Origin of the sequence: Affinundibacterium flavidum (assembly GCF_014284175.1) — a bacterium.
Classification (GTDB): Bacteria; Pseudomonadota; Gammaproteobacteria; order Burkholderiales; family Burkholderiaceae_D; genus Undibacterium; species Undibacterium flavidum.
In genome coordinates this window covers 66,211-91,314 of the sequence record NZ_JACOGA010000009.1, presented here as the reverse complement: position 1 = coordinate 91,314, position 25,104 = coordinate 66,211, and the positions used below count along the sequence as shown (strand labels likewise).

The following is a 25,104-nucleotide window of genomic DNA, read 5'->3' as shown; positions in this document are numbered from 1 at the left end:
AACGCCGAGACGCCGAGGCGCCGAGGAGCGCAGAGAAGAGCGAAAATATTTCAGGTTTTCTCCGCGTATCTCCGCGCCTCGGCGTCTCGGCGTCTCGGCGTCTCGGCGTTGAGGGGTTTTCATCTTTACTCAAGATTCCGGAATAATAAACAAAGTAGGATTTTTTTCTGCCAAATCGCGCAACAAATTCCACACAACCCGCACTCTTTGTAAGCGATACAAATCGGTCGGTGCAACCAGGCAAAAAGAACGTTCAGCGTAAAAATTATTTTCTAATACGCGAACTAAACGTCCATCATTTGGCACTGCATACGGTGGCGCCAAAATTAATCCTAAGCCCAGTGCCGCAGCTTCACATTGTGCCGCTAAGCTGGTGCAGCACATACGTCGATGCGGTGTGAATCCAAGTTCGCCCATGTAGCTCAGGCCGCTGCTGGCAAGCCGGTCTTGTACATAATCGACAAAATCATGTTTAATTAAATCAGCATGTTCTCTTATGGGCGGATGCTTGGCTAAATATGACGGTGCACCGTAAATGTACATACGAAAACTCGCCAAGCGCGTCACCATATAGCGTCCGGTGCTGGGCGGATCTAGCATCACACCGAGATCAGCTTCGCGATTCGCCAGATTGGCAAAGCGCGGCAGCAACAACAAATCCACACTCAAATCAGGATGCGCTTGCAGCAGCTCGACCAGTGCTGGCGCAACCACGCGTGAGCCAAGAATTTCCGGCACGCCCAGGCGCACGATGCCGCGCACTGAAATCTGTGCGCCGCTTAATTCATCTTGCGCCGCGGTGACTGCACTTTCCATTGCTTCCGCGTGCGGCAACAAAGCCAAACCCATTTCGGTGAGTTGATAACCTTCACGACTACGATCAAATAAGGTCGTTCCCAGTTGTTCTTCGAGCCTATCGATGCGACGTGCCACCGTTGTATGTTCCACAGCAAGCCGGCGTGAAGTGCCAGACAAGGTACCAGAGCGGGCAAGCTCTAAGAAAAAACGCAAATCCGTCCATTCGGGCAAAGTGTTCATAGCAATCCAAATCAAAAGAGTCAGCAAACGTGGACAAAACAGTGTGTGCGGCGATTGTGCATCAAAGCACAGAAGTTTAGCAATCAGCTTGTTTTTGGTGAAAATTATTCTTTTATCCAGAGAAAAATGCGCCGAATTAGCGCATTGTCCAGTTTGTTGCGCACTTACCACGTGCGTGCACTGCATAAATTTGGGGCTGATTTCAAGGAATTTCGCCAATAAACTCTGTTTTTAGTCGGAAATTACCAATTTCAATAGTCAAAAGGCATTACTGTGCATTTATGCACAGTGGGTGGGCAGTTGCACGGGTTTCGAAGCGCTTTGAATTCAGCGACACTGATTTCCGTGTTAATGCAATCGCATGCCACCAGCAACAAGAAATAAGCAAGAGATCAACAAAAGATAGCAGCAAGACCATTTGAAATAAGATCGATAGACCGTTCATTGCACTTCATTCGCAAGCTCCGGTTAAATCGAAACCATATGGGACTTTTGCAAAATTGCGCTGACTAGACGCGGAGCCGAAGACAGTACATTTGTACAACAAGGCGAACGTAACAACGTCAGCATCTGTTTGGCGTAAGTCCTACCATAAAAACTCTGGAGACAATTCATGAACCCATCTAAGAAATCTAAACGCAATTTGGTTTTACTCAGCCGTTCCGCAGCCGCGATCCTGGCGATCTATGGCAGCGGCTTACACTATGCGCAAGCCCAATCTAGCGATGCGACGGCCAAAGCGAGTGATGATACCAATGTAGCGAAAGTTGTCGTGAGCGCACGTCGTCGTGAGGAGACTCTGCAAGATGTGCCAGTCTCGGTGACCGCCTACAGCGCAGATCAGATTTCTAAAAGCGGTATCGCGGATGTCACCGGATTAGCCTTAACTTTGCCTAACACGACCTTGAGTGCATCACGCGGCACCAATTCAACATTGACGTCTTTCATGCGCGGCGTTGGTCAGCAAGATCCACTCGCAGGCTTTGAAGCGGGTGTGGGCATCTATCTCGATGATATTTATCTGGCGCGTCCGCAGGGCGCAGTTGCCGAAATTTATGACGTAGAACGCATAGAAGTTTTGCGCGGTCCACAAGGAACTTTGTATGGTCGCAACACCATCGGCGGCGCAGTCAAATATGTAACGCGCAAAATGGGACCAAACACCGATGTACGCTTAAAAGCCTCAGTCGGTAGCTACGGTCAAATGGATGGCGTCCTGACCGCTAGCACGCCACTCTCTGACACGGTGCGCGTTGGTGGTACATTGGCAAAATTCAAACGCAATGGTTTCGGTACCAATCTGGCGACTGGCGAAGACAACTACAACAAAGATGTTTCTGCGGCACGTCTGAGCGCAGAATTTATGCCTAGCAGCGCTTTGTTCATCCGTATTTCTGGCGATACTAGCCAAGACGACTCCAATCCTAAACATGGTCACCGCTTAACCGTAGGTAAAATCAGTAATGCACCTATACTCGATAATGTGTATGACACCCGCGCCAATTTGAATACGGTACTGGGTCACAAGCAACAAGTTACACAATCTGGCATTTCCGCCTTGGTTGAATATCAAGTGCAACCCGATTTATTGTTCAAATCCGTCACTGCATCACGCCATGACACCTCGTATGCACCTATCGATTTCGACTCACTCAACAAAGTTGATTTCGACGTGCCAGCCCTGTACAAGAACAAACAATTTAGCCAGGAATTTCAATTAACTTACACTGGGAAATCTTTCCAAGGCGTGGCTGGTGTGTACTACATCGATGCGAATGCTTACGATAAATTTGATGTACGTTTGCTCGGCACATCGACCTTCACTGAAGGTGATATTGATACCAAAGCCTGGGCGGCATTTGCGGACATGAGTTTTGATTTGAGCAAAGATGTCAGCCTCTCAGTTGGTGGTCGTTACACAGTGGATAAGCGCGAAGCTAGCATCTTGCGCCAAATCTATTTGGGCACTGACGGTTCGCCAGCCATGGGCAATCCAGCTGCAGTTTTGTTCCGTACTGATACCAATTTGACGAAAGCGGATTTACATCGTGAAGATAAAAAATTCACGCCACGTATTTCAGCCAGCTGGAAAGCAAGTAGCGATCAAACCATGTATGCGTCTTGGACCGAAGGTTTCAAAGGCGGCGGTTTTGATCCGCGCTTAAATCTGGTCGGCACCAAACTGACTTTAGATAAAGCCAAACAAGGTTTCTTACCTGAAAAAATTTCTACCTTTGAACTGGGTTTGAAATCAGCGTTCGCGAATAATGCTATCTTCACGAATATCGCCGTGTTCCATAGCGATTACCAAGACGTACAAATCCCTGGCTCCGTCGCGATTGATACGAATGGCGATGGCAAAGACGATAGCTTCGCGGGTGTCACGACCAATGCTGGTAAAGCGAAAATTGATGGTCTGGAACTCGAAGCCACTGCCCGCATCACCGATGCATTTAGCATGTCGGGCATGTTCAGTTACATCGACGCAAAATACACCAAGTACATCGGTGCAGGGAATGCAGATGTGACCGCATTACGCGTATTCCAAAACACACCCAAACAATCTGCCAGCATACGCGCCAACTACGACTGGAACATGGCGTTATTAGGTCAATCGGGTAAATTGTCTTTAAGCAGCAGCCTTGCCTTCCGTGGCAAAACATATCAGTTCGAAACACCAACGCCGCTGCTGGATCAGGATAGTTTCAAACTGTGGGATGCGAGCCTGGTGTGGAGCCGTTCCGATAATCGTATGCGTATAGGTTTGCATGGCAAAAACTTGAGCGATACCCGTTACAAAGTGGCAGGCTACTTATTCCCAACTTTGGGCGAAGGCAGCACGACCGCGTTCTACGGCAATCCACGTACTTATACTTTGACATTGGATTATCGTTTCTAAGCGCATTTTTTCTTGTTTAAGGCTTACGCAAAATTGCACCGATTGGCACATCATTCCGTAGGGTGCGCCGTGCGCACCGCACACATCGACCAAGGCTTCGGTGCGCGCGGCGCACCCTACCTGACTCCATTGATTTCCAGCGTCTGTTTTGCATAAGTCTCAACATAGATTTTTCTTGTTTCTAAAACTGTTGTGATGGGCAAAGCTGGTATGCATTTGCCGTCACAAAGAAGTATAGGGCTTATGCAAAATTGCGCTGGCTAGACGGGGAGCCGAAGACAGTACAACTGTACGACAAGGCGAACACAACGACGCCAGCGTCTGTTTTGCATAAGTACTCAGTTTTAGAAAATTTGCGACCAGCTCAAAACTGGGCTGGTCGATTTTTTTGTCTGTTGTCTTTCTGAGTTAGGCCGACGACAGCAAACACATTCCATCAGGGTTTGATTACCGTGAGCGATTTCAAAGAAATTTACTTTAATAGCAGAGATGGCTTACGTTTATATGCGCGTGACTATCCTGCAAACCCGTCTTCTTCTAAATTGCCTGTCATCTGCATCCATGGCCTGACTCGCAATGCGGCCGATTTTAACGAACTGGCTCCGTGGCTGGCGCAGCAAGGCCGCCGTGTATTGGCGGTCGATGTACGCGGCCGAGGTCGTTCGCAACATGCGCGCAAGGTCACGCATTATCATCCCATGGTGTATGCCAATGATATCCTCAGTCTCGCAGAGCATTTGGGAATAAAACGGGCAGTGTTTATTGGCACTTCTATGGGTGGCTTAATCACCATGACTTTGGCTTTACGCAAATCATCTTTAATTGCTGCAGCGATCTTGAATGATGTCGGGCCTATGTTGTCGCAAAAAGGTCTCGACCGTATCGCTTCGTATGCGGGTGAAAGTGCCAGCTTCAACACATGGGAGCAAGCACGCAATTACATCAAAAATATCAATCAATCCGCGTTCCCGCATAACGACGATGCCGAATGGGATAAATGGGCCAGTCGTGCCTTCGTTGAGAATGTGCAAGGGCAACTCGAATTGCAGTATGATCCATTGATTGCAACGCCGCTCAAGACTGGCAAATTAAAGGCAACTTCCTGGCTGGCACGGTGGGCATTCCGGCGCTTAGCGAACAAGCGTCCTTGTTTGCTAATACGTGGAACGATTTCAGATTTATTAGAGTCAGAGCAAGCAGATTATATGCGACGTGTCGCGCCTGGTTTGCAGTATGCAGAAGTCGCCGGTATTGGGCATGCGCCTATGCTGACCGAAGCTGAGTCTGCGCAAGCGATACAAGCATTTTTGCAGCAAGTGGAATAATAAAGAACTTATCAAGGAGCACACATGTCTACCGAACATTTCACTACAAATTTCACTAAGAATTTCACTAAAAATCCCACCAAGCCATCTCGTGCGCTAAGCAAGATCGCGCTGGGTTTAAGTTTGAGCCTTGGCATGACTTTATCTGTAGCGAACGTCTATGCGCAAGAAATTAAGATCGCTTTAATTACTGGCAAAACCGGCGTCTTAGAATCCTATGCCAAAGAAACCGAGACTGGTTTTATGATGGGATTGGAATATCTGAGCAACGGCAAGATGGAAATCAATGGCAAGAAAATCAAAGTCATCATCAAGGATGATCAAAGCAAGCCTGATATGGGACGTACCTTATTAGCCGAGGCTTATGGCGACGATAAAGTCGATATCGCTGTTGGGACGACTTCTTCAGGCTCGGCCTTGGCAATGTTGCCGGTGGCGGAAGAATACAAAAAGATACTGATCGTAGAACCTGCGGTTGCCGATGCTATCACTGGCGATAAATGGAACCGCTACATCTTTCGCACCAGTCGCAATTCTATGCAAGATGCGCTGGCAGCAGCGAGTACCATTAAGGACGGCGGCAGTATCGCGTTTCTGGCGCAAGACTATGCGTTTGGTCGCGATGCGGTGAAAGCAGCGAAAGAAGCGTTGGCGACAGCAGGTGCGAAAGCGAAGGTGGTACACGAAGAATACGCTGCACAAAATACGACGGACTTCACTGCGGCTGCGCAACGTATCTTCGATGCCTTAAAAAACAAACCTGAACCACGCATACTACAAATCGTTTGGGCTGGTCCCAATCCTATGAACAAGCTGGCCGATCTAAAACCAGAACGCTTCGGCATCAATTTGGCACCGGGCGGAAATATTTTACCAGTGATGAAATTGTGGAAATCCTATGCTGGCACCCAAGGCACGATTTACTACTATTATGATTTCCCCAAAAATAAGATGAATGATTGGCTGGTCGCCGAACACACTAAGCGTTTCAAAGCGCCACCCGACTTCTTCACTGCTGGTGGTTTTGCCGCGGCCAGTGCGGTGTATACGGCTTTGAGTAAAGCCCAGTCAAACAATACAGAAAAACTCATCAGCGCAATGGAAGGCATGGAGTTCGACACGCCGAAAGGCAAGATGCAATTCCGCAAAGAAGACCATCAAGCGCTGCAATCCATGTATCACTTCAAGATCAAAAAAGATCAGAAGAATGAATGGGATTTGCTGGAGTTAGTGCGTGAAATTCCGGCGAGTGACATTCCTGTGCCAGTTAAAAATAAACGATAAGTTATTCATAGTCACCTCATGCAAAATCTTAGCAAGCCTTCTCCGTCATCTTCGCCTTCACTGAGTACACGCGATTTGAGCATACGCTTCGGCGGGCATGTCGCAGTGAATCAAGTGACGGCGGATTTTTATCCGGGCAGCCTGACCGTCATCGTTGGGCCGAATGGTGCGGGCAAGACCACGTATTTCAATTTGATCTCAGGTCAACTCGCCGCCAGCTCAGGCAGCGTGACTTTATTTGGGAAAGACATCACGGCATTAGGTGCAGCTAAACGCACACGTGCAGGCATAGGTCGGGCGTTTCAGCTAACGAATTTATTTCCACATTTATCGGTGATAGAAAACGTCAGACTCGCGGTACAAAGTCGTGCGAGATTAGGCTTGAATATTTTTTCGCGCTGGGCGAGTCATATTGAATTGATTCAACGCGCAGAACATTTTTTAGAACGGGTTGCACTCGCCTCCCGTCAACACGATAAGGTCATCACGCTCTCGCATGGTGATAAGCGCAAACTTGAAGTCGCTATTTTGCTGGCACTCGAACCCGAGATCATGATGTTTGATGAACCGACTGCGGGCATGAGTGTGGATGAAGTACCGGTCATTTTAGAATTAATTCAAGAAGTGAAAACTGACAAAAACAAAACCATCTTATTGGTCGAACACAAGATGGATGTGGTGCGCTCTTTAGCTGACCGCATCATCGTCTTACACAATGGCAGTATGGTTGCAGATGGCGATCCGGTTGAAGTCATGGCATCAGCAATCGTGCAAGAAGCCTATTTAGGTAAAGGAGTTGGACATGCCTGAGCAAGCACCAACTTCTACGCTCCCATTGCTCCCCTTGCTCAGCTTGCAAGGCGTACATACCCACATCGGCGAATACCATATCTTGCAAGGCGTCGATCTGATCGTGCCGCGCGCAGGCATGACGGTGTTATTGGGTCGAAATGGCGCAGGTAAGACCACGACTTTGCGCACTATCATGGGCTTATGGAAGGCGAGTCAAGGCAGCGTGCAATTTGACGGGCAAAATATCGCCGCACATGCTACGCCCGATATCGCGCAAGCGGGAATCGCCTACGTGCCAGAAAGCATGGCGATTTTTTCCGATTTAACGGTGAAAGAAAATTTGCATCTGGCAGCACGCAGCGGCCCTATCGATACGGCACGACTCGAATGGATATTCAATTTTTTCCCGGCTTTGAAAAAATTCTGGAATTACCCTGCAGGCAATCTCTCGGGCGGCCAAAAGCAAATGGTCGCCATTGCACGCGCCATCATAGAACCGCGCAAACTTCTTTTAGTGGATGAACCGACCAAGGGTTTAGCACCGGCGATTATCGATAACCTGATCGCCGTGTTCAATGAGCTTAAATCACATGACACCACGATTTTATTGGTCGAACAAAACTTCAACGTGGTCAAAAATCTCGGCGATACGGTTGCGGTGATGGATGATGGTCGCGTCGTACACGCTGGCAATATGCGTACGTTAGCAGAGGATGAGGATTTGCAGCAACGCTTACTGGGTCTATCGCTTGCCAGTCATCAATAGCGCCAAGCGTACACAAAGGCTGAGAATCAAAATTCAAGGATCAAGCATGAGCGTCAATAACACAGAACTTCCCAGCAAACCACGCGATCTCGCACCGCTATTACTAGTGCCGGGTTTGGCATTAATAATGCTGCCCCTGGTTGGCAGTTTTCCGAGTTGGCTGACGCTGACAATCGCGGGACTGGCAATGGGTATGATGATTTTTATCATGGCTAGCGGCCTGACCCTGATCTTTGGCTTAATGGATGTGCTGAACTTTGGTCACGGTGCTTTCGTCGCAGTGGGGGCGTATGCGGCGACTATGGTCTTAATTCCGCTCAAGGGATGGTTAGAAATCGATTCTTTGCTACTCAATCTCGGCGTGCTCGGACTGGCCATGCTAGTCGCAATGTTAGTCACTGCCATCATCGGTTGGGCATTCGAAAGAGTCATCATCATGCCAGTGTATGGGCAGCATTTAAAACAAATTTTGATCACCATGGGTGGCATGATCGTTGCGGAACAAATCATCGGTGTGATCTGGGGTGCAGAACAAATCCCCTTGCCCTTGCCTGCTAGTTTACGCGGGGCGATTTTCATCGGCGATGCCGCGATAGAAAAATATCGCTTAATTGCCGTCGCGATTGGATTGTGCGTATTTGTGGCGATGTTCCTGATCTTAAATCGCAGCAAATTAGGCTTACTGATACGCGCCGGTGTGGAAAATGGCGAAATGGTAGAAGCTTTGGGCTATCGCATACGCCGCCTGTTCATCGCTGTGTTTGCCGCCGGTTCTGCGCTCGCCGGATTAGGGGGCGTGATGTGGGGTTTGTATAAAGAAACGCTGACCAGTGCCATGGGTAGTGAAATCATGGTGATGGTTTTTATTGTCGTCATCATCGGTGGACTAGGCTCAGTCGGAGGTTGTTTTATCGGTGCATTATTGATGGCGTTGGTCAGTAACTATGCAGGTTTTCTGGCACCCAAGCTGGCACTGGTATCAAATATTGCGCTGATGATGGCCGTCTTATTATGGCGCCCGGCGGGCTTGTATTCTGTCGGCAGGCGTGGCGCTTAAACTTAAAACCGTATCGGCACATATCGTTACAAACTATTTGATTGCAAAGTATCTTATGAATCTGCTCAGCCGTTTCTTCAAATGTTTATTCTCCGATGATTTACCGCGCAGTCGCTTGCTGTCTGCACTCTTACTCATCATCTTGCTGGCGCTGGCGAGTGCGCCTTTTATCACTAGTGGTGCGCGCCCTTTAAATACGGCAGCGACCATTTGTATCTATGTGATTCTGGTGGCCTCTTATGATTTATTGCTCGGTTACACCGGCATCGTGTCCTTTGCACATACCATGTTTTTTGGCATAGGTGCTTACGGTGTTGGTTTAGCTTTATCTGGCGATACGGTCAGTTGGACTAGTATGTTGAATGGTATCTTGATCGCACTAGCTTTAACTGTAGCCTTAGCGCTGGTGATAGGTTTATTCGCACTGCGGGTGCGGGCAATTTTTTATTCTATGATCACACTCGCCGTTGCTTCATCTTTTGCGGTACTTGCTTCACAATTATCCGATTTTACTGGTGGTGAAGATGGCAAAACATTTCGCGTGCCAGAAGTCTTAACGCCGGGGTTTCAATTATTTGAGAACGAGATCTTTGGTCGCATCATTGATGGCAAGGTGATTACCTATTACATCGTGTTCTTGTCTTGTGTGGCGATCTTTTTGTTTTTGCTGCGCGTCGTCAATTCTCCATTTGGACGCGTCTTACAAGCTATACGCGAAAATGAATTTCGCGCCGAAGCACTTGGTTATCGCACTGTGATTTACCGCGTATTAGCGAACTGCCTGGCGGCACTGGTAGCTGCACTAGCCGGTGCTTTAATGGCATTGTGGTTGCGCTACGTCGGACCAAAGACCATGCTCAGTTTTGAAGTCATGACAGATATTTTGTTAATCGTCGTAATCGGTGGCATGGGCACCTTATATGGTGCTGTCATCGGCGCAGCACTTTTCATCATCGCACAAAATTATTTAAAGAATGTGATGGCGCAAGGCTCAGAAGCCTTAGTCGATTTCCCCATACTCGCGCAAATTTTTCATCCTGATCGCTGGATGTTGTGGTTGGGAGTTTTATTTATCTTATCCGTCTATTTTTTCCCGACCGGCATTGTCGGAAAATTGCGCGGAGGATTTCGGAAAAAGCTTTAGTCACGAGATGAGCATGCTAAAGATGAACAAGCTGCGCGAGGCAATGATCTAAGACACTCGCCCAGCCAAACTATTTGCTGCTTGCTGCAACATCGCCAACACGTCTTCCCGCCCACAAGGTTTATTTAAGCAGGCATCAAAACCTTGAGCTAAATACGTATTGCGGCTGGCTTCATCATCATTGCCTGAATAAGCGATGATATAACTGGCGTCTTGTTGTTGCGCCGTTTGCCAATGACGTATTTGTTGCAAAGCTTCAAGGCCGCCCATAATGGGCATTTCTAAATCCATGATAATGATGTCTGGCCTTTGTTGCGTCACTTTGTCATGAGCCATTCTGCCATTGATCGCCGTATCGAGATCAAAGCAAGTTTCGGGAACATAGTCACTCATCACCATTTGATTAAAGTCGTCGTCATCAACCAATAACACCCGCAATTTTCTGGAAATATATTGACTCACCATCTGCGCAACATTGCTACCTTCGCGCTCACTCCCTAGCCCGCTTCTTTCAGCAATGCTAATTGGTGCATCAGCACGTTTCAGGCGCAGACTAAGTGTCGTCCCCGCCTCTTCCGAGGTTTGCATTTGTAGGCTACCTCCTTGCACCGTGGCTAATAGATGCGATGAATAAGTACCCAAACCAGTACCATCTGATTTTCCCGCCGTCGCATATTTGGCAAAGAAATTATCACGCAAGGCGAGTGGTACACAGCCTCGGTTATGGATGGCTAATTGCACATCGTTACTATCCGTCAGCGTCAGGCTGACCGTGCTGTCTTCTGGTGCTGCTTCTATCGCGTTCTTGGTTAAATTACCGATGATGGAATAACACAAAGAATCATCCGCTTCGACATACATATGTGGCTGGCCACAGATAATTTCCAAACGAACGAATTTCGACATCGCCTGTGCACTTAAGCCAAATACGATACTTGATGCGATCGCTTTCAAATCGACGGAACTTGGCCGGAACACATAACTGCCACTTTCCATACGAAATAAATCTAAGGATAAATTCACCATACTGAGCGCACGATTCGCTGCGCTTTCTATCATCCCTAATATTTCTTCTTCATGCGCACTCAAGGTTCTGCCCGCACGCAATAAGCCGGGAGCAGCCGAGATACTCACCAAAGGCGTTTTTAAATCATGACGCGCAATTCTTTCAACATCTTCGAGAGTACGTAATGCTTGTTGTAGTGCCTGATTTTTTTCATCTAATTCGCGCGTACGCTCAACCACTCTATGCTCTAACAAGCGCTCGGATTCTTGTACTTTTTTCAGCATAACTTCGAGTTCTGTATTCAAGCCACGCAATTGGGTATTTTGTTCAGATAAAGTTTGCTCATGCTCATACGCCTGAAACGCTGATTTCACCGTCAGGATAATGTCGTCGTGATGGAATGGTTTTTCTAGAAAACGATAGAGATTAGCTTGATTGATCGCTTTTTTGACGCCTTCAAAATCACTCTGCCCAGTCAGCATGATGGTGATCGATTTTGGGCTGCGTTGATGTAATTCAATCAGCAATTCATCACCGCGCATGCCTGGCATGATGAAATCTGAAATAACGACACTCAGATGTTGGCCTTGATGCTCCAGGTCTTCCAGAATTTCCAAAGCTTCGGCGCCGCTCTCGGCGATTTCCACCAAGTGACTGGCACCAAATACATGCGTTAATAGAGTACGCAATGCCACCAATACCGTGGTGTCATCGTCTACACATAAAATAATTCCACTGTCCTGCATAGATCAGATCCGTGCTTAAAAAACTATCAAAAAACGGGCAACATGGAAGGAAAACGAACTGCTATTGAGGAAGTTTGAAAAAACTTAATAAAAGTATTCCCTAATTTGCAGAGTATCGCAAGAAAGATTTGAAGCATGAAGGCCTTATCAAAAATGCAGCTGGTATTTTCAGCTTTGTTCTCTTACAAGATCTAGCCAACAAAAATCAGACCAAAATCAAACCAAGATCAAACACCATCGGCATTGCAAAATGTCCACATTCAATCCTTAAGCGCCACACAGAATGCTACACTGCGGCTAGACTGCAATCAGAATCGCACACTACACTAGCTTACCAACGCGCTGCTTGCATTCCGCGACGATAAGCACTGCCATCCTTTATTTGCCTTAGCGAATCAGCTGCACCGACCTGCGAATTCACACACGATGAGACTGTTGTTTTCCTTATTATTTGATCTCTTACTCAACATAAAATCCGGTAGATGCGGGCGTCTGTTTATTTTTGTTGTTCTCAGTGCACATCTGTCGAATGCAAGCTATGCACAGAGCAAAGTCTCAGTCAGCCCACTACCTTTCCCTTACGCCCATCGTTATTTCGAGCGAGTCGGCAATGAAGATTCTTTACCGATTAATGTAGTCACCGCCATCGCCCAAGACCAGCGCGGCTTGATGTGGATAGGGACGCAAGCTGGTCTGGTTAGTTACGATGGCTATCGCTTTGAAAAATTCACCCACTTTGATCGCGACAAATCATCTTTGTCCGGCGACTATATCAAAAGCTTATGGGCTGCGCCGAATGGCGAATTGTGGGTAGGTACCTTGAGTGGTGGTATTTCAATTTTTAACCCACATACCGGAAAATTCAGCCCGCTCTTGCATGGTGCTGGTTTGAATATGCCACTCGATATAGGGGCGATACAAATCATCAAAGGTGATCCACTGGGTGGCGTTTGGATAGTCGGCAGCGAATCAGGTTTACATCATCTAAGTGCAGACTTCAAAACCCTCGTCCAATATCGACACCAAGCCAATAATCCGAATAGCTTATTAGATGACAAGGTGTGCAGCCTGATGTTAGATCGTCAGGGCAATCTTTGGATAGGGATGGTGAGTGGCCTGCAAAAGCGTGCCAAGGGTAGTCAAGAATTTGAATCTATCGCTAGTCAAATCACCAATCAAGCAAACGATGAAGTAAGTAAACATGCACAGCGCCAAGACCCATTTGCAGGGCAAGAAGTTCGCAGCTTGTATGAAGCCGAGGATGGCAAGATCTGGTTAGGCTTTGCCAAAAATGGCGCGGCGTGGATAGATCCAACTAGCAAAAAAATTCAATTAGTAAAATTAGAAACTCCCGGCTTAAATAAACTAGGTGACAACGTAGTGGATCTGATCACGCAAGTACGAGCAGATGAAATTTGGTTATCACGTTATGGCTACGGCATCTACGTGCTGGATGCGAAAACCGGCGATATCTTACAAAGAATTCAGAACGATCCTGCCTTGCCTGGCAGCTTAGCGTTTGACCAGATTGGCGCCATTTTCAAAGATCGCTCTGGCATCGTATGGATAGGTTCCTGGGGCGGCGGTTTGCAACGCTATAGCAGCAAGCAAGAAGCGATACAAATGATACGCCATAGCAGTAATCAGGCGAACGGCTTATCGCGTGCTAATGTGCGCAGTATGTTGGAAACCCACGATGGTCGTATCTTGTTTGGCACCGATGGCAATGGTATCGATATTTTTGATCGTCAAGCTGGCTTAATCGGTGGCTATCGCAATCATCCACAGCAACCAGAAAACAGTATTGCGCTCGCGGTATTGGCGCTGGCACAAACTGCCGATCACACCATCTGGGCGGGCACTCGCCAGTCCGGTTTACAAAGCTTAGCGGGCAATAGCCAAAATAACCTGAACAAACTGCAATGGAAAACCTATACCGTCAAAGACGGCTTGCCCAGCAACCAAATCCGCAGTCTGTATGTGAGTCGAAAAAATGATTTATGGGTGGGCACAACCTTAGGACTGGCGCTATGGAATAACACCCAGAAACGCTTTATCGGATTCCAATCAGATCAAGCAGTTCCTATGAATAGCTACGTCACATCTTTCGCGGAAGATGCGCAAGGCAGGCTATGGATAGGCAGTGAATCTGGCTTGTGGTTATATGACGCGGACAAGAAATCACTTCTGCAAATTCAACATACGACACAAGATAAAGGCAGTCTGAGTTCGAATGAAGTTAATGGCTTACTGATAGACAAGAATGGGCAACTCTGGGTCGATACTGCACAGGGTTTGGATCGCCTTTCTAGCTGGGATGGCAAGAGTGCGGAGTTTGAACATATTAGTGACAAAGTCGGTCGACCCGGTTTGTATTTTGGCGCGAATTTATTAGAAGATCAGTTTGGCAGAATCTGGACCCAATGGTTTGTCTATGATCCCAAACTCAATCAGCTCAGTGAGTTATCCAAGATGATGGGGATGGATCTGGGCACAGCCTGGGTCGCCTCGTATATGCACACCAAAGATGGCCGCTTTCTATACGGTGGCACTAAGGGAGTTGCATTGATTCAACCAGAACTGTTCGAGGTCTGGAATTATCAACCTTCGGTTGTGGCCACCCGCTTGAAAATCGATGGTAAGGAACAAGCTTTAGGTGACGCCGTGCAAGGCATCACTTTGCGTCCAGAACAACGTAATTTTGAAATTGAATATGCGGTACTCGATTATCTGGCACCAGAAAAAAACCACTACGCGTATCGTTTGCTCGGCTATCAAAACAATTGGATAGAATCGGATGCCACGCACCGTAATGTCAGCTACGGCAATTTATGGCCGGGCGACTATCAATTGCAACTCAAAGGCAGTAACCCTAATGGGGATTGGAGCGAGGACGCACTTAGCATCAATATCCATGTATTGCCAGCGTTTTGGCAAACAAGCTGGTTTATCGCACTCGTACTGCTGTCGATAGGCGGTAGTATTTATAGCCTGTATCGCTGGCGTATGGCGAGAATTAAAGAGGAAAAACGCAGTCTGCAAAAAATGGTCGCAGAGCGCACTTCCGATATTCTCAATTTGGGAGAAATTGGCCAAAGTTTGACTGCGACATTGGATATCGAACAAGCCTTTGAACGCATACATCAACAAGTTTTAGCACGGGTCGATGCACATGTATTCGGGATAGGATTTTTCGACCCGCACTCACATGAAATCGAAGTTGATTACATGGTCGAAGATGGGGTGCGTCAGGAACAATTTCACTACACTCTGGATGAAACCGACCGACCTGCAGTCTGGTGTGTGACGCATCAACACGAGCTGATTACCAGCAATATTCAAGAGCTACTCCATTATGTCAGCACGATCGCGCCAGTGCGTTCTGGGAAGCACACCGAATCTATCGTCTATATCCCGCTCTTTGTAGAGAAACAAGTTGTCGGTTGTATGACTACGCAGAGTCCGAGAAAAAATGCCTACTCGCCAGACCAGTTGGAGTTCTTGCGGGCGATCGCCAATTACGTCGCGATTGCTATTGCGAATTCAAATTCACATCGGCATTTGATCGAGGCACAGAAACAATTAGCACAGCAAGAAAAAATGGCTTCGCTAGGGCAATTGGTCGCGAATGTCGCGCATGAAATCAATACGCCTATCGGGGCAATTAAATCGAGCGGCGATAGTATTTCACAAGCCTTAAATACGGCAATGGGCGATTTGTCGCAATTGATGTACTTGCTAGACCAAGCGCATCGTGACTTATTCTTAGCATTGATCAATGAAGTCAAACTCAATATCAGTTTTTTAAATACACGTGAAGAACGCAAACTAATCAGTGATTGCAGCGCGCAGTTAGAGCAATTCGGTATTGGCAATAGCAGGCGCCATGCGACAGTCTTGGTGCAGCTACGCGCGCACATGCATGTGGAACAATATCTGCCACTGCTGCGCCACGCAGAATGCGATCGCATCTTGCGCGCTGCCAACGAAATTGCCGCCATCATTAATAGTGCACAAAACATCCATGTCGCCGTCGATCGTGTTTCAAAAATTGTGTTTGCGTTTAAGTCCTTTTCAAGAATTGGCAGCAGTCACGAAAAAACGGTCGTGGATCTACGCGAGGGCATGGAAACTGTACTGACCCTCTATCAAAGTAAAATCAATAAAGGTAGCGAACTGATCTGCCAATTCGACGACATCCCCGCCATCGCTTGCTGGCCGGATGAACTCGTTCAAGTCTGGGTGAATCTCATCCACAACGCCTTGCAAGCAATGGATTACAAAGGCACATTAACGATACGCATACAGAAAATAAATGATGAAGCAATCATCTCCGTCAGTGACACTGGCGCTGGCATACCTGAAGCGATACGCGACAAAATTTTTGACGTGTTCTTTACCACCAAAGGTATAGGTGAAGGCAGCGGCTTGGGCTTAGATATCGTCAAAAAAATCGTCACCAAGCATCATGGTCAAATCCGCTTTGAGACAGAACTGGGAAAAGGAACGACCTTCTTTGTGCACTTGCCCTACGCTGTTATCTAAATACCAGATACATCTAAATATCTGCCTTGTCTGAATACAAGGTTTTCTGTATTCGTCAATGGAGTCGCCAGTGGCGTTGCTAGTAGCGTTGCCAGCAGTGTTGTCAGCTGATTCAACAGCGACAATTTCAACGATCTCAGGCAGGCACAGGCGCATGCCCATGCTGTTTTTGATATTGCGTCCCTATCCTATACATGACAATAGCCAGCAAGGCACAAGTAATTAAGAAAGCAAACATGACTTTGCCAGAAAAATGGCTCAATAAAAAAGCACAGGCGATAGGATTAATGGCTGCGCCAAATACGGATAGGCCTTGCACACCATAATAGCTGCCTCGCTTTTCCGCCGGTGCAATCATATCAATGAACATATATTCAGAAGGAATCACGATCACTTCACCGATAGTGAAAATAATGGTTGCGATCACCCACACTAAATTCGATTGGGCAAACATAAATCCCAGCAAACCTAAGGCATAGAGGATCGCACCTAGACTCACCCAGGCAAAGAGATTATTTTGTCGTAAAAAACGTCCCACTGGATACTGAAAACATACAACGCAAATCGCATTGGTAATTAACAAGTAAGGCGCCAGATTTGCAGCCGCTTGTACGCCTTGAGTGGCGATCAAATATAAAGAGATATAGCCAGAAACAAAGCGACCAAATACCATCTGCGTCAGCACACTTCCCATGGTAAAAAATACCAGGCGCTTATCACTTTTTAAATCCATCAAGGTTTGTGCAAAGTTCGGTGGCAGGGCTTTACTTTTATTTTCCACAACTTGATTTGACGCTTGTGCGTCGAGTGCATTTCCATTTTTTAGCAGAGGCGTCGCCATCAAAGCAAACAGCGCGCATAACCAGAATGGCGCCGCATGGTTATAAGAAAATGCGGCCGCGCCAAGCAAAGGGCCGATAGAAAATGCGACATTGATCAAGGTATAGTTCAATGAAAAAGCACTAGAACGCTTTTCTACCGAAAGTAGATCGGCCAACAATGCCTTAAGCGCTACCGAGCGCACGGTCAATGCAGCGTCGATCAATACTAAGAATACACAGACCAACAATAAGAAAGAACTAAAAGTCACTAGCACAGCACTGATCGATATCACAAAACATGACAACATCATCAACAGACGTTTATCAATACGATCCGCCAAGAAACCACCGTACAGCCCCAGCAAGGTCGAAGTGAACAAGCTAGCTCCCAAGACCCAACCCACGGTCTGCTGATTCCAATGCATAGCCTGTGTCAGATAGAGCGCCATAAACGGCAAAGCCGCAGCGCGCCCCATGATGCAGATGAAAGAGCTAAACAACAGACGTATTACAGCGGGTGAAAAATCTTTCATACGTTCCCTCAAAAAGGCGTGTTGACATACTATTTGGGCAGTATCTTAAAAAAAGAAGAAATAAAAAACGGCTATAATTCATAAAATTATTTCCTCTTTTATCAATGACTATTCAAGTTTCTTAAAAGAATGTCGGAGTGAGCTTTCACCTTGAAATTACGAGATCAATATCGCCGCCTGCATCTGTTTATTCAATCCGTTGAACAACAGCCCGGTCTTCCCGCATTAGCCGAAGCCTTGCATTGCAGCGAGCGCAATATGCGATTACTGCTCGCCAAAATGCAAGATCAAGGCTGGCTCACTTGGCAGGCAGGGCTGGGGCGCGGCAATCTATCCCAATTGCAATTGCATGTCACACCAGAGTCGCTGGCGCTAGATCACTTGAGTGGCTTGTTAGCCAAAGGCGATCTGGAACATGCCTTTGCCAGCTTAGACCGCAAACAACGCGCGCAACTCGCCACGCGATTGCCGGACTATTTAGGCGTGCCTGATCCTACCTGCCGTCGGTTTCGCATGCCGACCTTTCGCCGTATAGAAAGCCTCGACCCACTGAAGGCCATAGGGCGCTTGGAAGCACATTTAGTACGGCAAATTTTTTCTCGTCTAACCACCTTCGACCCTGAGCAAAACAAACTGCTACCGGCCATTGCCCATCATTGGGAAAGCAATGATGATGCTACGATCTGGCATTTTTGGTTGCGTCCGGGATTGAGTTTTCATGATGGAAGTGAACTCACAACAGAAGATGTGCGCGCTAGCTTTCAACGACTGCGCCAACAATCGTATAACTACCGTGCGCTGTATCAACATTTGAATAAAATCGAACTTGGAAACAATCAGCGGATCAGTTTTCATCTGAGCCGACCTGACTATCTCTGGCCGCACTGTCTGGCGACGGCAAATTCATCAATTGTGCCACGTCAACGTCCGAATAATTTTGAACACATGCCAATAGGCAGCGGCGCATTCCGGGTGACGCGGCACAATAACTACCAACTGACACTAAGTACTTTTAAAGACTACTACAAAGAACGCCCTTTACTCGATGAAATCGATCTCTGGGTGATCGATGCACCCGAACACAAACTTGAACTGGATTTACAATTTGGTTTCGACAAGAAAAGTGGCGACGATAGAAAAAAATGGCAAATCGCAGAATCCGGCTGCAGCTTTATGATTTGCAATCCAAATAAAACGCGCTTTAAGACCTGCGAACAAAGGCAGGCGTTTGCTGACTTTCTTTCCCCCTTTCAACTACTTGATCCACATGATCCGGCACGCAGGCCAGCAAGTGCGCTGCTGGCCCAATGGTCACATCGCATGCCGAACAAAGTAGTCGATTGTCCGATAAAAAGCGGCACGCGACTGCGTATGTTCAGCGGACAATCGCCGGAGATTTTGCAGCTCGGAGAATTAGTGTCTCAGCGATTACTAAGCGCGGGTGTGAAACTTGAATGGCAGACGCTCGCCTTCAAAGAACTCATTGCACGCGACTGGATGCCAGACGCGGATTTTGTCATTGGTCGTGAAATTTTGCACGACGATATTGATTTTGGCTGCTTTGAATGGTTTTCCGCAGATACGATATTCAGACGCTGGCTACCGGAATCCAAACGTAAAGAACTAAATGAGGAATTACAAAGAATTCAAACCATCGCGAGTAGTGATACGCGTATGCAAAGCTATGCAAATATTGCACATGGCTTAGTACAGGAAGCATGGATACTGCCGCTTTCACACGAAAACCAACAAGTTAATGTAGCAACCCATGTCGCAGGTGTACGCACTACCGCACTAGGCTTTGTTGCATTCAATGAGCTTTGGTTGCGTGGGGATTGAGGTGGGCTGACTTGTGATTGAATATGTGAGACGATTGAAAGGCGCCGCGCCGTCTTAATTCCGTTCGGTCAAGCACTTGTCTTATGTCTCGTCATTCGCGCGACGATGCACTACTGTCCGAATTTTTTTCTTAATTCTTCGGGCAATGTTCTGCAGCCCCTTCCCCTTCAAGGGGAAGGTTGGGATGGGGATGGGTTCCGGTCGATCAACGGTGAGACTTTATCTACGAAAACCCATCCCCACCCTAGCCCTCCCCTTGAAGGGGAGGGAATTTTCCACTTATTTAACCTTCGGATTCCTCACTGAAATTTCAATTCAAATTTTACAAATTCAGCGCAACAATCAATAGGTATGCTCTTCTTCGACGAATACCATTTTTATTCCTGACAGTAGTACACGAAGGCCGGAATCCAGTGGTGTAAATGCCTAAAGACGCTGAATCCCTGCATACGCAAGAATGACACCTCGATTTTTTGATCTGAACTGAACGAAATTTGGCGCGCCTACCCTATTTTCACTTAGAAAGCCCCGGCAATCTCAGCCCCAATCTAGAAACTTCAATCAACAATTCCGTTCTTCGTGTGACCTTAAATATTCGAAATAAACGTGGCACATAATCTTTACGTATCGTGCCTTCTTCGACCTGCATTTTTCTGGCGATTGTTTTGTTAGGATGGCCTTCACACAAATACGTTAGCACCTCTAAGGTACGACCGCGGATGCCCAGTGACTCTGGCAAAATAGCGGGCGTGATACTCATTCTTTGTTGCACTTCTATCTGTTCCCCCTCTTTAATCAGCGGCACAAATACACCGCCATCAAAAAGCGTGTTGAGCACATTTTTGAAAATTTGTTCGTCTTCAAAGTCCTTAGAAATAAACCCCATCGCGCCTAACTGTAAACATTCGAGTATCAGTTCTTTATCGGTATATCCCGACAGCATAATGGCCCTGACAGGGATCTCATTCGTGCGTATAAATCGCAGTAAATCACAACCATTTTTTTCTGATTTCAAGTTAATGTCTAAAAACGCAAAATCAAAACGCTGCTGTGACAACAAGGTTTGTGCCTCATCATAATCGGCAATCGCAATGATTTCCGCATCTGGCTCTGCGAGTGCAATCAACTCACGCATACCTGCTCTGACCAAGCCCTGATCTTCTAGTAATAAAATTCTTTTCATGTCACGTGCGCTTTCATTTCTTTCACTTCATTTATTCACTTCACTCATTCACTTCACTCAGTTTGACTATTCGAAATCATTTTGGGACGCAAGGATTCTATGGCCTGAAGTAGCTCATAAGCGGACACAGGTTTATGCAAAATAATATCGGCAAGCGCCTGCGATGTTGGCGCTATTTCCAAAGTTTCCCCTGTCAAAATAATCGCTGGAATTCTGACTTCAAAAAAAGCTCGGATATCGGTGATCACATCTGCCGAATTATGCTGATCCGCGAGTACATGATCGGTCAACACCATATCGGGAATCCGCTCAAAATCAGCGATACCCGCCATCATTTCCGCATGCGATACAAAGGCACTGCACAATAGGCCTTCACCGCGTAACAAAGACACGGTCGAAACCCGTACCAGCGCGTCGTCTTCCACATACACCATAAAAATGCCAGCGATGTCGGGATGCCTGCAAGCTAGTTCTTCTTGCATATCAGCCATAGCTTGATTGTTTTCGCTTGCGCGTGGAAAGCTCAAGCTAAATCGTGTTCCGATATGTAGCGCTGAACGAAAATGCATATGGTGTTGCTTGAGTATTTGCAGCATCGCCGCGACGATAGATAAACCCAAACCCATGCCACGATCTCTATCTTTTCCCGCATTATTAATCTGAAAAAACGCTTTAAAAATCTTATCTTGCTCAGCGGCGGGAATTCCTATGCCGTTATCGATCACATAGACCGCGACATCCGTGCTACGACTGACACAACGGATCACGACATATTTTTTTAACTTCGCATCGTCACTATACTTAATCGCATTCGCAATGAGGTTAGTCAAGATTCTGAACACCAGATTTTTGTCACTATGAATAAACAATTTTTTCTGACGCGATGCAATCAGACGAATTTCGACATTGTGGGTTTCTGCGGTGCTTTGCAAGGTGCTGACAATATCTTCCAATAGTTTATGAATATCCAAGGTCTCATATTTTGGCGATACTAAACCCGTCTCTAAGCGCGACAATTCAAGGATGGCATTAAAGGAAGATCGCATAATGTGGGTAGCTTTCAGCGCCAGTTGAACTAAGTCAATGGCACGTTGATGCTCGCTGGCTTTTAAAGCACTGGCGGTAGCATCAAGTAGATTACCTATCGCCTGCATAGGTTGTCGCAAATCATGCGCGGCGTCGGCGATGAACTTAGACTTGTCTTTGTTCTGTTGTGAGATCACCTGGGTGCGTGCTGCGACTTCCAACTCCAACATTCTTTTCTTTTGCAATAACTGATTAATGCGCAGCGAATGCAAGCGCCACACCACATAAACTGAGGCGATAATCACCAGCCATTTAACCCACCACAATTGCCAGAATGGCGGCAAAATACGTATCTGTAATTTCACCTCATCGGCAGACCAAACCTGATCTTTGCTCGCGGCTTTCAAATGAAAAACATAAAGCCCGGGATTCAAATTCGTGTAAGTCGCCGTACGATTGGCGGCATCGGTAGTCCGCCAATCTTGGTCGAATCCTTGCAAGCGATAAGAAAATTGATTCGCCGATGGGCGACTAAAATGCAAAGCGGCAAATTCAATCGTGAATGAAGAAAGATCATAGTTGAGACGCATTTCTTTGGCAGACAAATGATCTAGTTGTGCCTGCAATTCTGGTGCTAAGGGCGTGTTTTCAGCACGATTCAAAAATTGAAAGCCAGTAATTGCAGTTTCTGGGGGAAACAGATTCCCGCGTATTGCGCTTGGATCAAGTTGGGTGATGCCATTCGGCCCACCAAAATACAGCGATCCATCTCTACTGGCGAAACTAACTTCACTACGAAAAATACCTTTAGTGATACCGTCATTCTCAAAATAATTCCAAAATCGTTCTGTATTTTTATCAAAACTAGAGATGCCACTGTCGGTACTAATCCATAATTTTCCATCGTTCCCCGCCAAAATCGCGTCGACCAGCGCAATCGTTGTGTAGGCCTTGAAATTCGCCTGTCCTTTATTATCAAAACGCAGACGGCTCAAATGATAATTACTGCCTATCCACAGGCTGCCATCTGGATCCACGAACAGTGCCGTAATATTGCCGTTCACGATGCTGTGCGGATTTTTTGCATCGTGTGCATAAAAGCTAAACGCTTTTTTTTCTTTATCGTATCGTTGCAGGCCGGTCGGTGTTCCCATCCAAATAATGCCATCGTGATCTTGCACAATCGGGTACACAAAATCATTTTCCAGTGAATTAGGCTGACCAGCCTGATGACGCAAGTGCTGAAATTGTCGACTCACTGTTGCGTAGACGAATACGCCATACTCAGTCGTGATCCAAAAGTCACCGTCGCGATCGATCATCGCGCAAAATATCTGTCGGACTGGTAAATGGGTGAAAGTAGTGAGGTAGGGATCGAAGCGCTGCTGTTGTTTGTTGTAAGAGCGTATTCCCTCGGGGGAGATGTACCAGGGCTTACCTTGGCGATCAGCGACAATGGCTTGAACGCGATTTTTATCTGCAGCATTATCGATGTAGCGCACCGCTTGTATCAGTGCTGTTTTTTTATTCAGAATATTGAGATAGCCATCGATCGTTGCCGCGATCAAGTCACCATCTTGATCTTCAATCAAGCTACGTACACCGAGACTATTGAGCCCAGTAAAGCCCTCACGTTTCTCGACAATGCGACGAAATCCTGAATTCGCTAAATCAGTATGACAAGCACCGCCGTTCCAAGTGCCCACCCACAGCACGGAACTTCTGTCTTCAAACAAAGCAAACACCTCGTTATCGCACAGGCTGTAAGAATCGCTTTCATTGCGTTGATAGTTTGAAAAATAGGACTCGTTTTTCTTCTTACGGAACAAGCCACTATTTCTGGATGCGACCCAGAGATCACCATTTTTTGATGGAAGTATTTTCATTACCGCATCAGACTCTAAACGAATCTCTTGCCTACTTAAGCGCTGCAAGCTGATACGCAGTTCAGCATACGACTTCTGTTGTTCGTCTACAGAAAAATACGCCAGACCGTTTGGCAAGCCTAGCCATAAACGGCTATTCGCATCCAAACCTAAGGCCCATACGAGGAGAGACTTCTGCACAGGTCTGCCAGTCAAGGTATCTGAAAATTTTAAATGTTCAAATTGCGTACTACCCTTGGGCAAAAAATCTAAACCATGATCGGTGCCTACCCACAGATTGCCATTCTGATCGAGCAGTAAAGCATAGACGCGATCACTAGAAATACTGTTCGGGTCATCGCTGCGATGCTGGAACAAAGTAAATTTTCCGAGCGCGGTATCGAAGTACAACAAACCAGAGTAAGAAGTGATCCACAAATTATCGCGTTGATCGCTGATGATTTGTCCTATGCTAAATTGCCCTGTGGGATTCAGTTTGCTTGACGGTGGAGCGTAATTCGTAAAGCGCTCACTTTGTAAATCAAAGCCTTGTATTCCCGCTTTCGTCCCCAACCACAAACGCTGTTGCGCATCGACGTGTACCGCACTGACCCAATCATTCATCAAACCATTTTTCCCGGTATCACCAGTGCGGTAAGTCTTATAAGCATAGCCATCAAATCGCACCAAGCCATTGATGGTGCCCAGCCAGATGAAGCCGCGCTGGTCTTGCGTAATGGAAGTCACCGTGGGGATCGCGGTTTTGTTTTGTTGCAGGCTAGATTCGAAGATAAGACTGGTTTGTATTGCTTGCGTGGACGTGCGCTCAGGTATAGCCGCAGTTGCATAGCCACTAGTTAATCCATAGACGAAGCCGCACAGTAAGAGCAGGAGAGTTCGTTGGATTTTGAGCTGAATTTTCAACTGAATTCTTAATTTAGTTTTGAAGCGCAAGAGAGTTCCTCTACACAGTCATTTATCCCGAACTGCCACCGCCTGTTCTGGTTCTGCATGAAAAAGCAGACTAAGCAAAAAATCTTGCCGATATTACCAAGCCTGCATTCGCACAACATAGCCGTCAGATGGCATAGTCCAACACAGCTTACTGCGATAGCGTGTATTTGGCGCGTGCCTGTCTCATTTCAACCAATAATTTCATGCTGTTTTTGCATGTCGCCTTTACATCTTTCATTAATTAATTTTTACGGTTTTACTGGGTGCAACGCTTATCTCTG

Annotated in this window: 14 protein-coding genes; 9 read left to right on the top strand and 5 right to left on the bottom strand. The window is 46.8% G+C overall.

The window, feature by feature from the left end; all coding sequences use genetic code 11:
• Positions 1-129: 129 nt before the first annotated feature.
• A complete protein-coding gene (locus H8K55_RS10805) occupies positions 130-1,038 on the bottom strand; it encodes a LysR family transcriptional regulator (protein WP_186942115.1) in 909 nt (302 codons plus the stop codon).
• Positions 1,039-1,651: 613 nt separating this feature from the next.
• On the opposite strand from H8K55_RS10805, the gene H8K55_RS10800 reads away from it, so the two are divergent.
• The 7 genes from H8K55_RS10800 (at position 1,652) to H8K55_RS10770 (ending at position 10,305) form a co-directional block, all read left to right on the top strand.
• Positions 1,652-3,937 carry a TonB-dependent receptor gene (locus H8K55_RS10800; protein ID WP_186942114.1) on the top strand — a complete coding sequence of 762 codons (2,286 nt, stop codon included), beginning with the start codon at positions 1,652-1,654 and terminating at the stop codon, positions 3,935-3,937.
• 452 nt (positions 3,938-4,389) lie between these two features.
• Entirely contained in the window at positions 4,390-5,262 is an 873-nt protein-coding gene (locus tag H8K55_RS10795; RefSeq protein WP_186942113.1) for an alpha/beta fold hydrolase, read from the top strand.
• Positions 5,263-5,397: 135 nt separating this feature from the next.
• Entirely contained in the window at positions 5,398-6,546 is a 1,149-nt protein-coding gene (locus H8K55_RS10790; protein ID WP_186942227.1) for a substrate-binding domain-containing protein, read from the top strand.
• 18 nt (positions 6,547-6,564) lie between these two features.
• Entirely contained in the window at positions 6,565-7,356 is a 792-nt protein-coding gene (locus H8K55_RS10785; RefSeq protein WP_186942112.1) for an ABC transporter ATP-binding protein, read from the top strand.
• Entirely contained in the window at positions 7,349-8,104 is a 756-nt protein-coding gene (locus H8K55_RS10780) for an ABC transporter ATP-binding protein (protein WP_186942111.1), read from the top strand. Before H8K55_RS10785 ends, H8K55_RS10780 begins: the two co-directional genes overlap by 8 nt.
• A gap of 46 nt (positions 8,105-8,150) precedes the next feature.
• The gene (locus H8K55_RS10775; protein WP_186942110.1) at positions 8,151-9,161 is read left to right on the top strand and encodes a branched-chain amino acid ABC transporter permease; all 1,011 of its coding nucleotides are present in this window, start codon (positions 8,151-8,153) and stop codon (positions 9,159-9,161) included.
• A gap of 55 nt (positions 9,162-9,216) precedes the next feature.
• The gene (locus H8K55_RS10770; RefSeq protein ID WP_186942109.1) at positions 9,217-10,305 is read left to right on the top strand and encodes a branched-chain amino acid ABC transporter permease; all 1,089 of its coding nucleotides are present in this window, start codon (positions 9,217-9,219) and stop codon (positions 10,303-10,305) included.
• A gap of 48 nt (positions 10,306-10,353) precedes the next feature.
• Here the strand turns inward: H8K55_RS10770 and H8K55_RS10765 are convergent, their stop codons facing one another.
• Positions 10,354-12,057: a response regulator gene (locus H8K55_RS10765; RefSeq protein ID WP_186942108.1), complete on the bottom strand. Its 1,704-nt coding sequence runs from the start codon at positions 12,055-12,057 to the stop codon at positions 10,354-10,356.
• Positions 12,058-12,483: 426 nt separating this feature from the next.
• On the opposite strand from H8K55_RS10765, the gene H8K55_RS10760 reads away from it, so the two are divergent.
• Positions 12,484-16,602 (top strand): two-component regulator propeller domain-containing protein, encoded by a 4,119-nt coding sequence (locus tag H8K55_RS10760; RefSeq protein WP_186942107.1) that lies wholly within the window; start codon positions 12,484-12,486, stop codon positions 16,600-16,602.
• 136 nt (positions 16,603-16,738) lie between these two features.
• Here the strand turns inward: H8K55_RS10760 and H8K55_RS10755 are convergent, their stop codons facing one another.
• A complete protein-coding gene (locus tag H8K55_RS10755; protein WP_186942106.1) occupies positions 16,739-17,956 on the bottom strand; it encodes an MFS transporter in 1,218 nt (405 codons plus the stop codon).
• A gap of 150 nt (positions 17,957-18,106) precedes the next feature.
• Here H8K55_RS10755 and H8K55_RS10750 point away from each other — a divergent pair, with 150 nt between their 5' ends.
• Complete coding sequence (locus tag H8K55_RS10750) at positions 18,107-19,795, top strand: ABC transporter substrate-binding protein (protein ID WP_186942105.1); 1,689 nt, start codon at positions 18,107-18,109, stop codon at positions 19,793-19,795.
• 514 nt (positions 19,796-20,309) lie between these two features.
• On the opposite strand, the gene H8K55_RS10745 is transcribed toward H8K55_RS10750, so the two are convergent.
• Both H8K55_RS10745 and H8K55_RS10740 read right to left on the bottom strand, forming a co-directional pair.
• Positions 20,310-20,978, bottom strand: a complete 669-nt coding sequence (locus tag H8K55_RS10745) for a response regulator transcription factor (RefSeq protein WP_186942104.1) — start codon at positions 20,976-20,978, stop codon at positions 20,310-20,312.
• Positions 20,979-21,031: 53 nt separating this feature from the next.
• Positions 21,032-24,823 carry a hybrid sensor histidine kinase/response regulator gene (locus tag H8K55_RS10740; protein WP_186942103.1) on the bottom strand — a complete coding sequence of 1,264 codons (3,792 nt, stop codon included), beginning with the start codon at positions 24,821-24,823 and terminating at the stop codon, positions 21,032-21,034.
• Between the last annotated feature and the right edge of the window lie 281 nt (positions 24,824-25,104).

What these genes read in the sequence shown, in the direction of transcription:
- H8K55_RS10785 (WP_186942112.1), top strand. Translation starts at nt 6,565, where the DNA reads ATGCAAAATCTTAGCAAGCCTTCTCCGTCATCTTCGCCTTCACTGAGT.
- H8K55_RS10760 (WP_186942107.1), top strand. Translation starts at nt 12,484, where the DNA reads ATGAGACTGTTGTTTTCCTTATTATTTGATCTCTTACTCAACATAAAA.
- H8K55_RS10790 (WP_186942227.1), top strand. Translation starts at nt 5,398, where the DNA reads ATGACTTTATCTGTAGCGAACGTCTATGCGCAAGAAATTAAGATCGCT.
- H8K55_RS10770 (WP_186942109.1), top strand. Translation starts at nt 9,217, where the DNA reads ATGAATCTGCTCAGCCGTTTCTTCAAATGTTTATTCTCCGATGATTTA.
- H8K55_RS10805 (WP_186942115.1), bottom strand. Translation starts at nt 1,038, where the DNA reads ATGAACACTTTGCCCGAATGGACGGATTTGCGTTTTTTCTTAGAGCTT.
- H8K55_RS10800 (WP_186942114.1), top strand. Translation starts at nt 1,652, where the DNA reads ATGAACCCATCTAAGAAATCTAAACGCAATTTGGTTTTACTCAGCCGT.
- H8K55_RS10755 (WP_186942106.1), bottom strand. Translation starts at nt 17,956, where the DNA reads ATGAAAGATTTTTCACCCGCTGTAATACGTCTGTTGTTTAGCTCTTTC.
- H8K55_RS10780 (WP_186942111.1), top strand. Translation starts at nt 7,349, where the DNA reads ATGCCTGAGCAAGCACCAACTTCTACGCTCCCATTGCTCCCCTTGCTC.
- H8K55_RS10765 (WP_186942108.1), bottom strand. Translation starts at nt 12,057, where the DNA reads ATGCAGGACAGTGGAATTATTTTATGTGTAGACGATGACACCACGGTA.
- H8K55_RS10775 (WP_186942110.1), top strand. Translation starts at nt 8,151, where the DNA reads ATGAGCGTCAATAACACAGAACTTCCCAGCAAACCACGCGATCTCGCA.
- H8K55_RS10745 (WP_186942104.1), bottom strand. Translation starts at nt 20,978, where the DNA reads ATGAAAAGAATTTTATTACTAGAAGATCAGGGCTTGGTCAGAGCAGGT.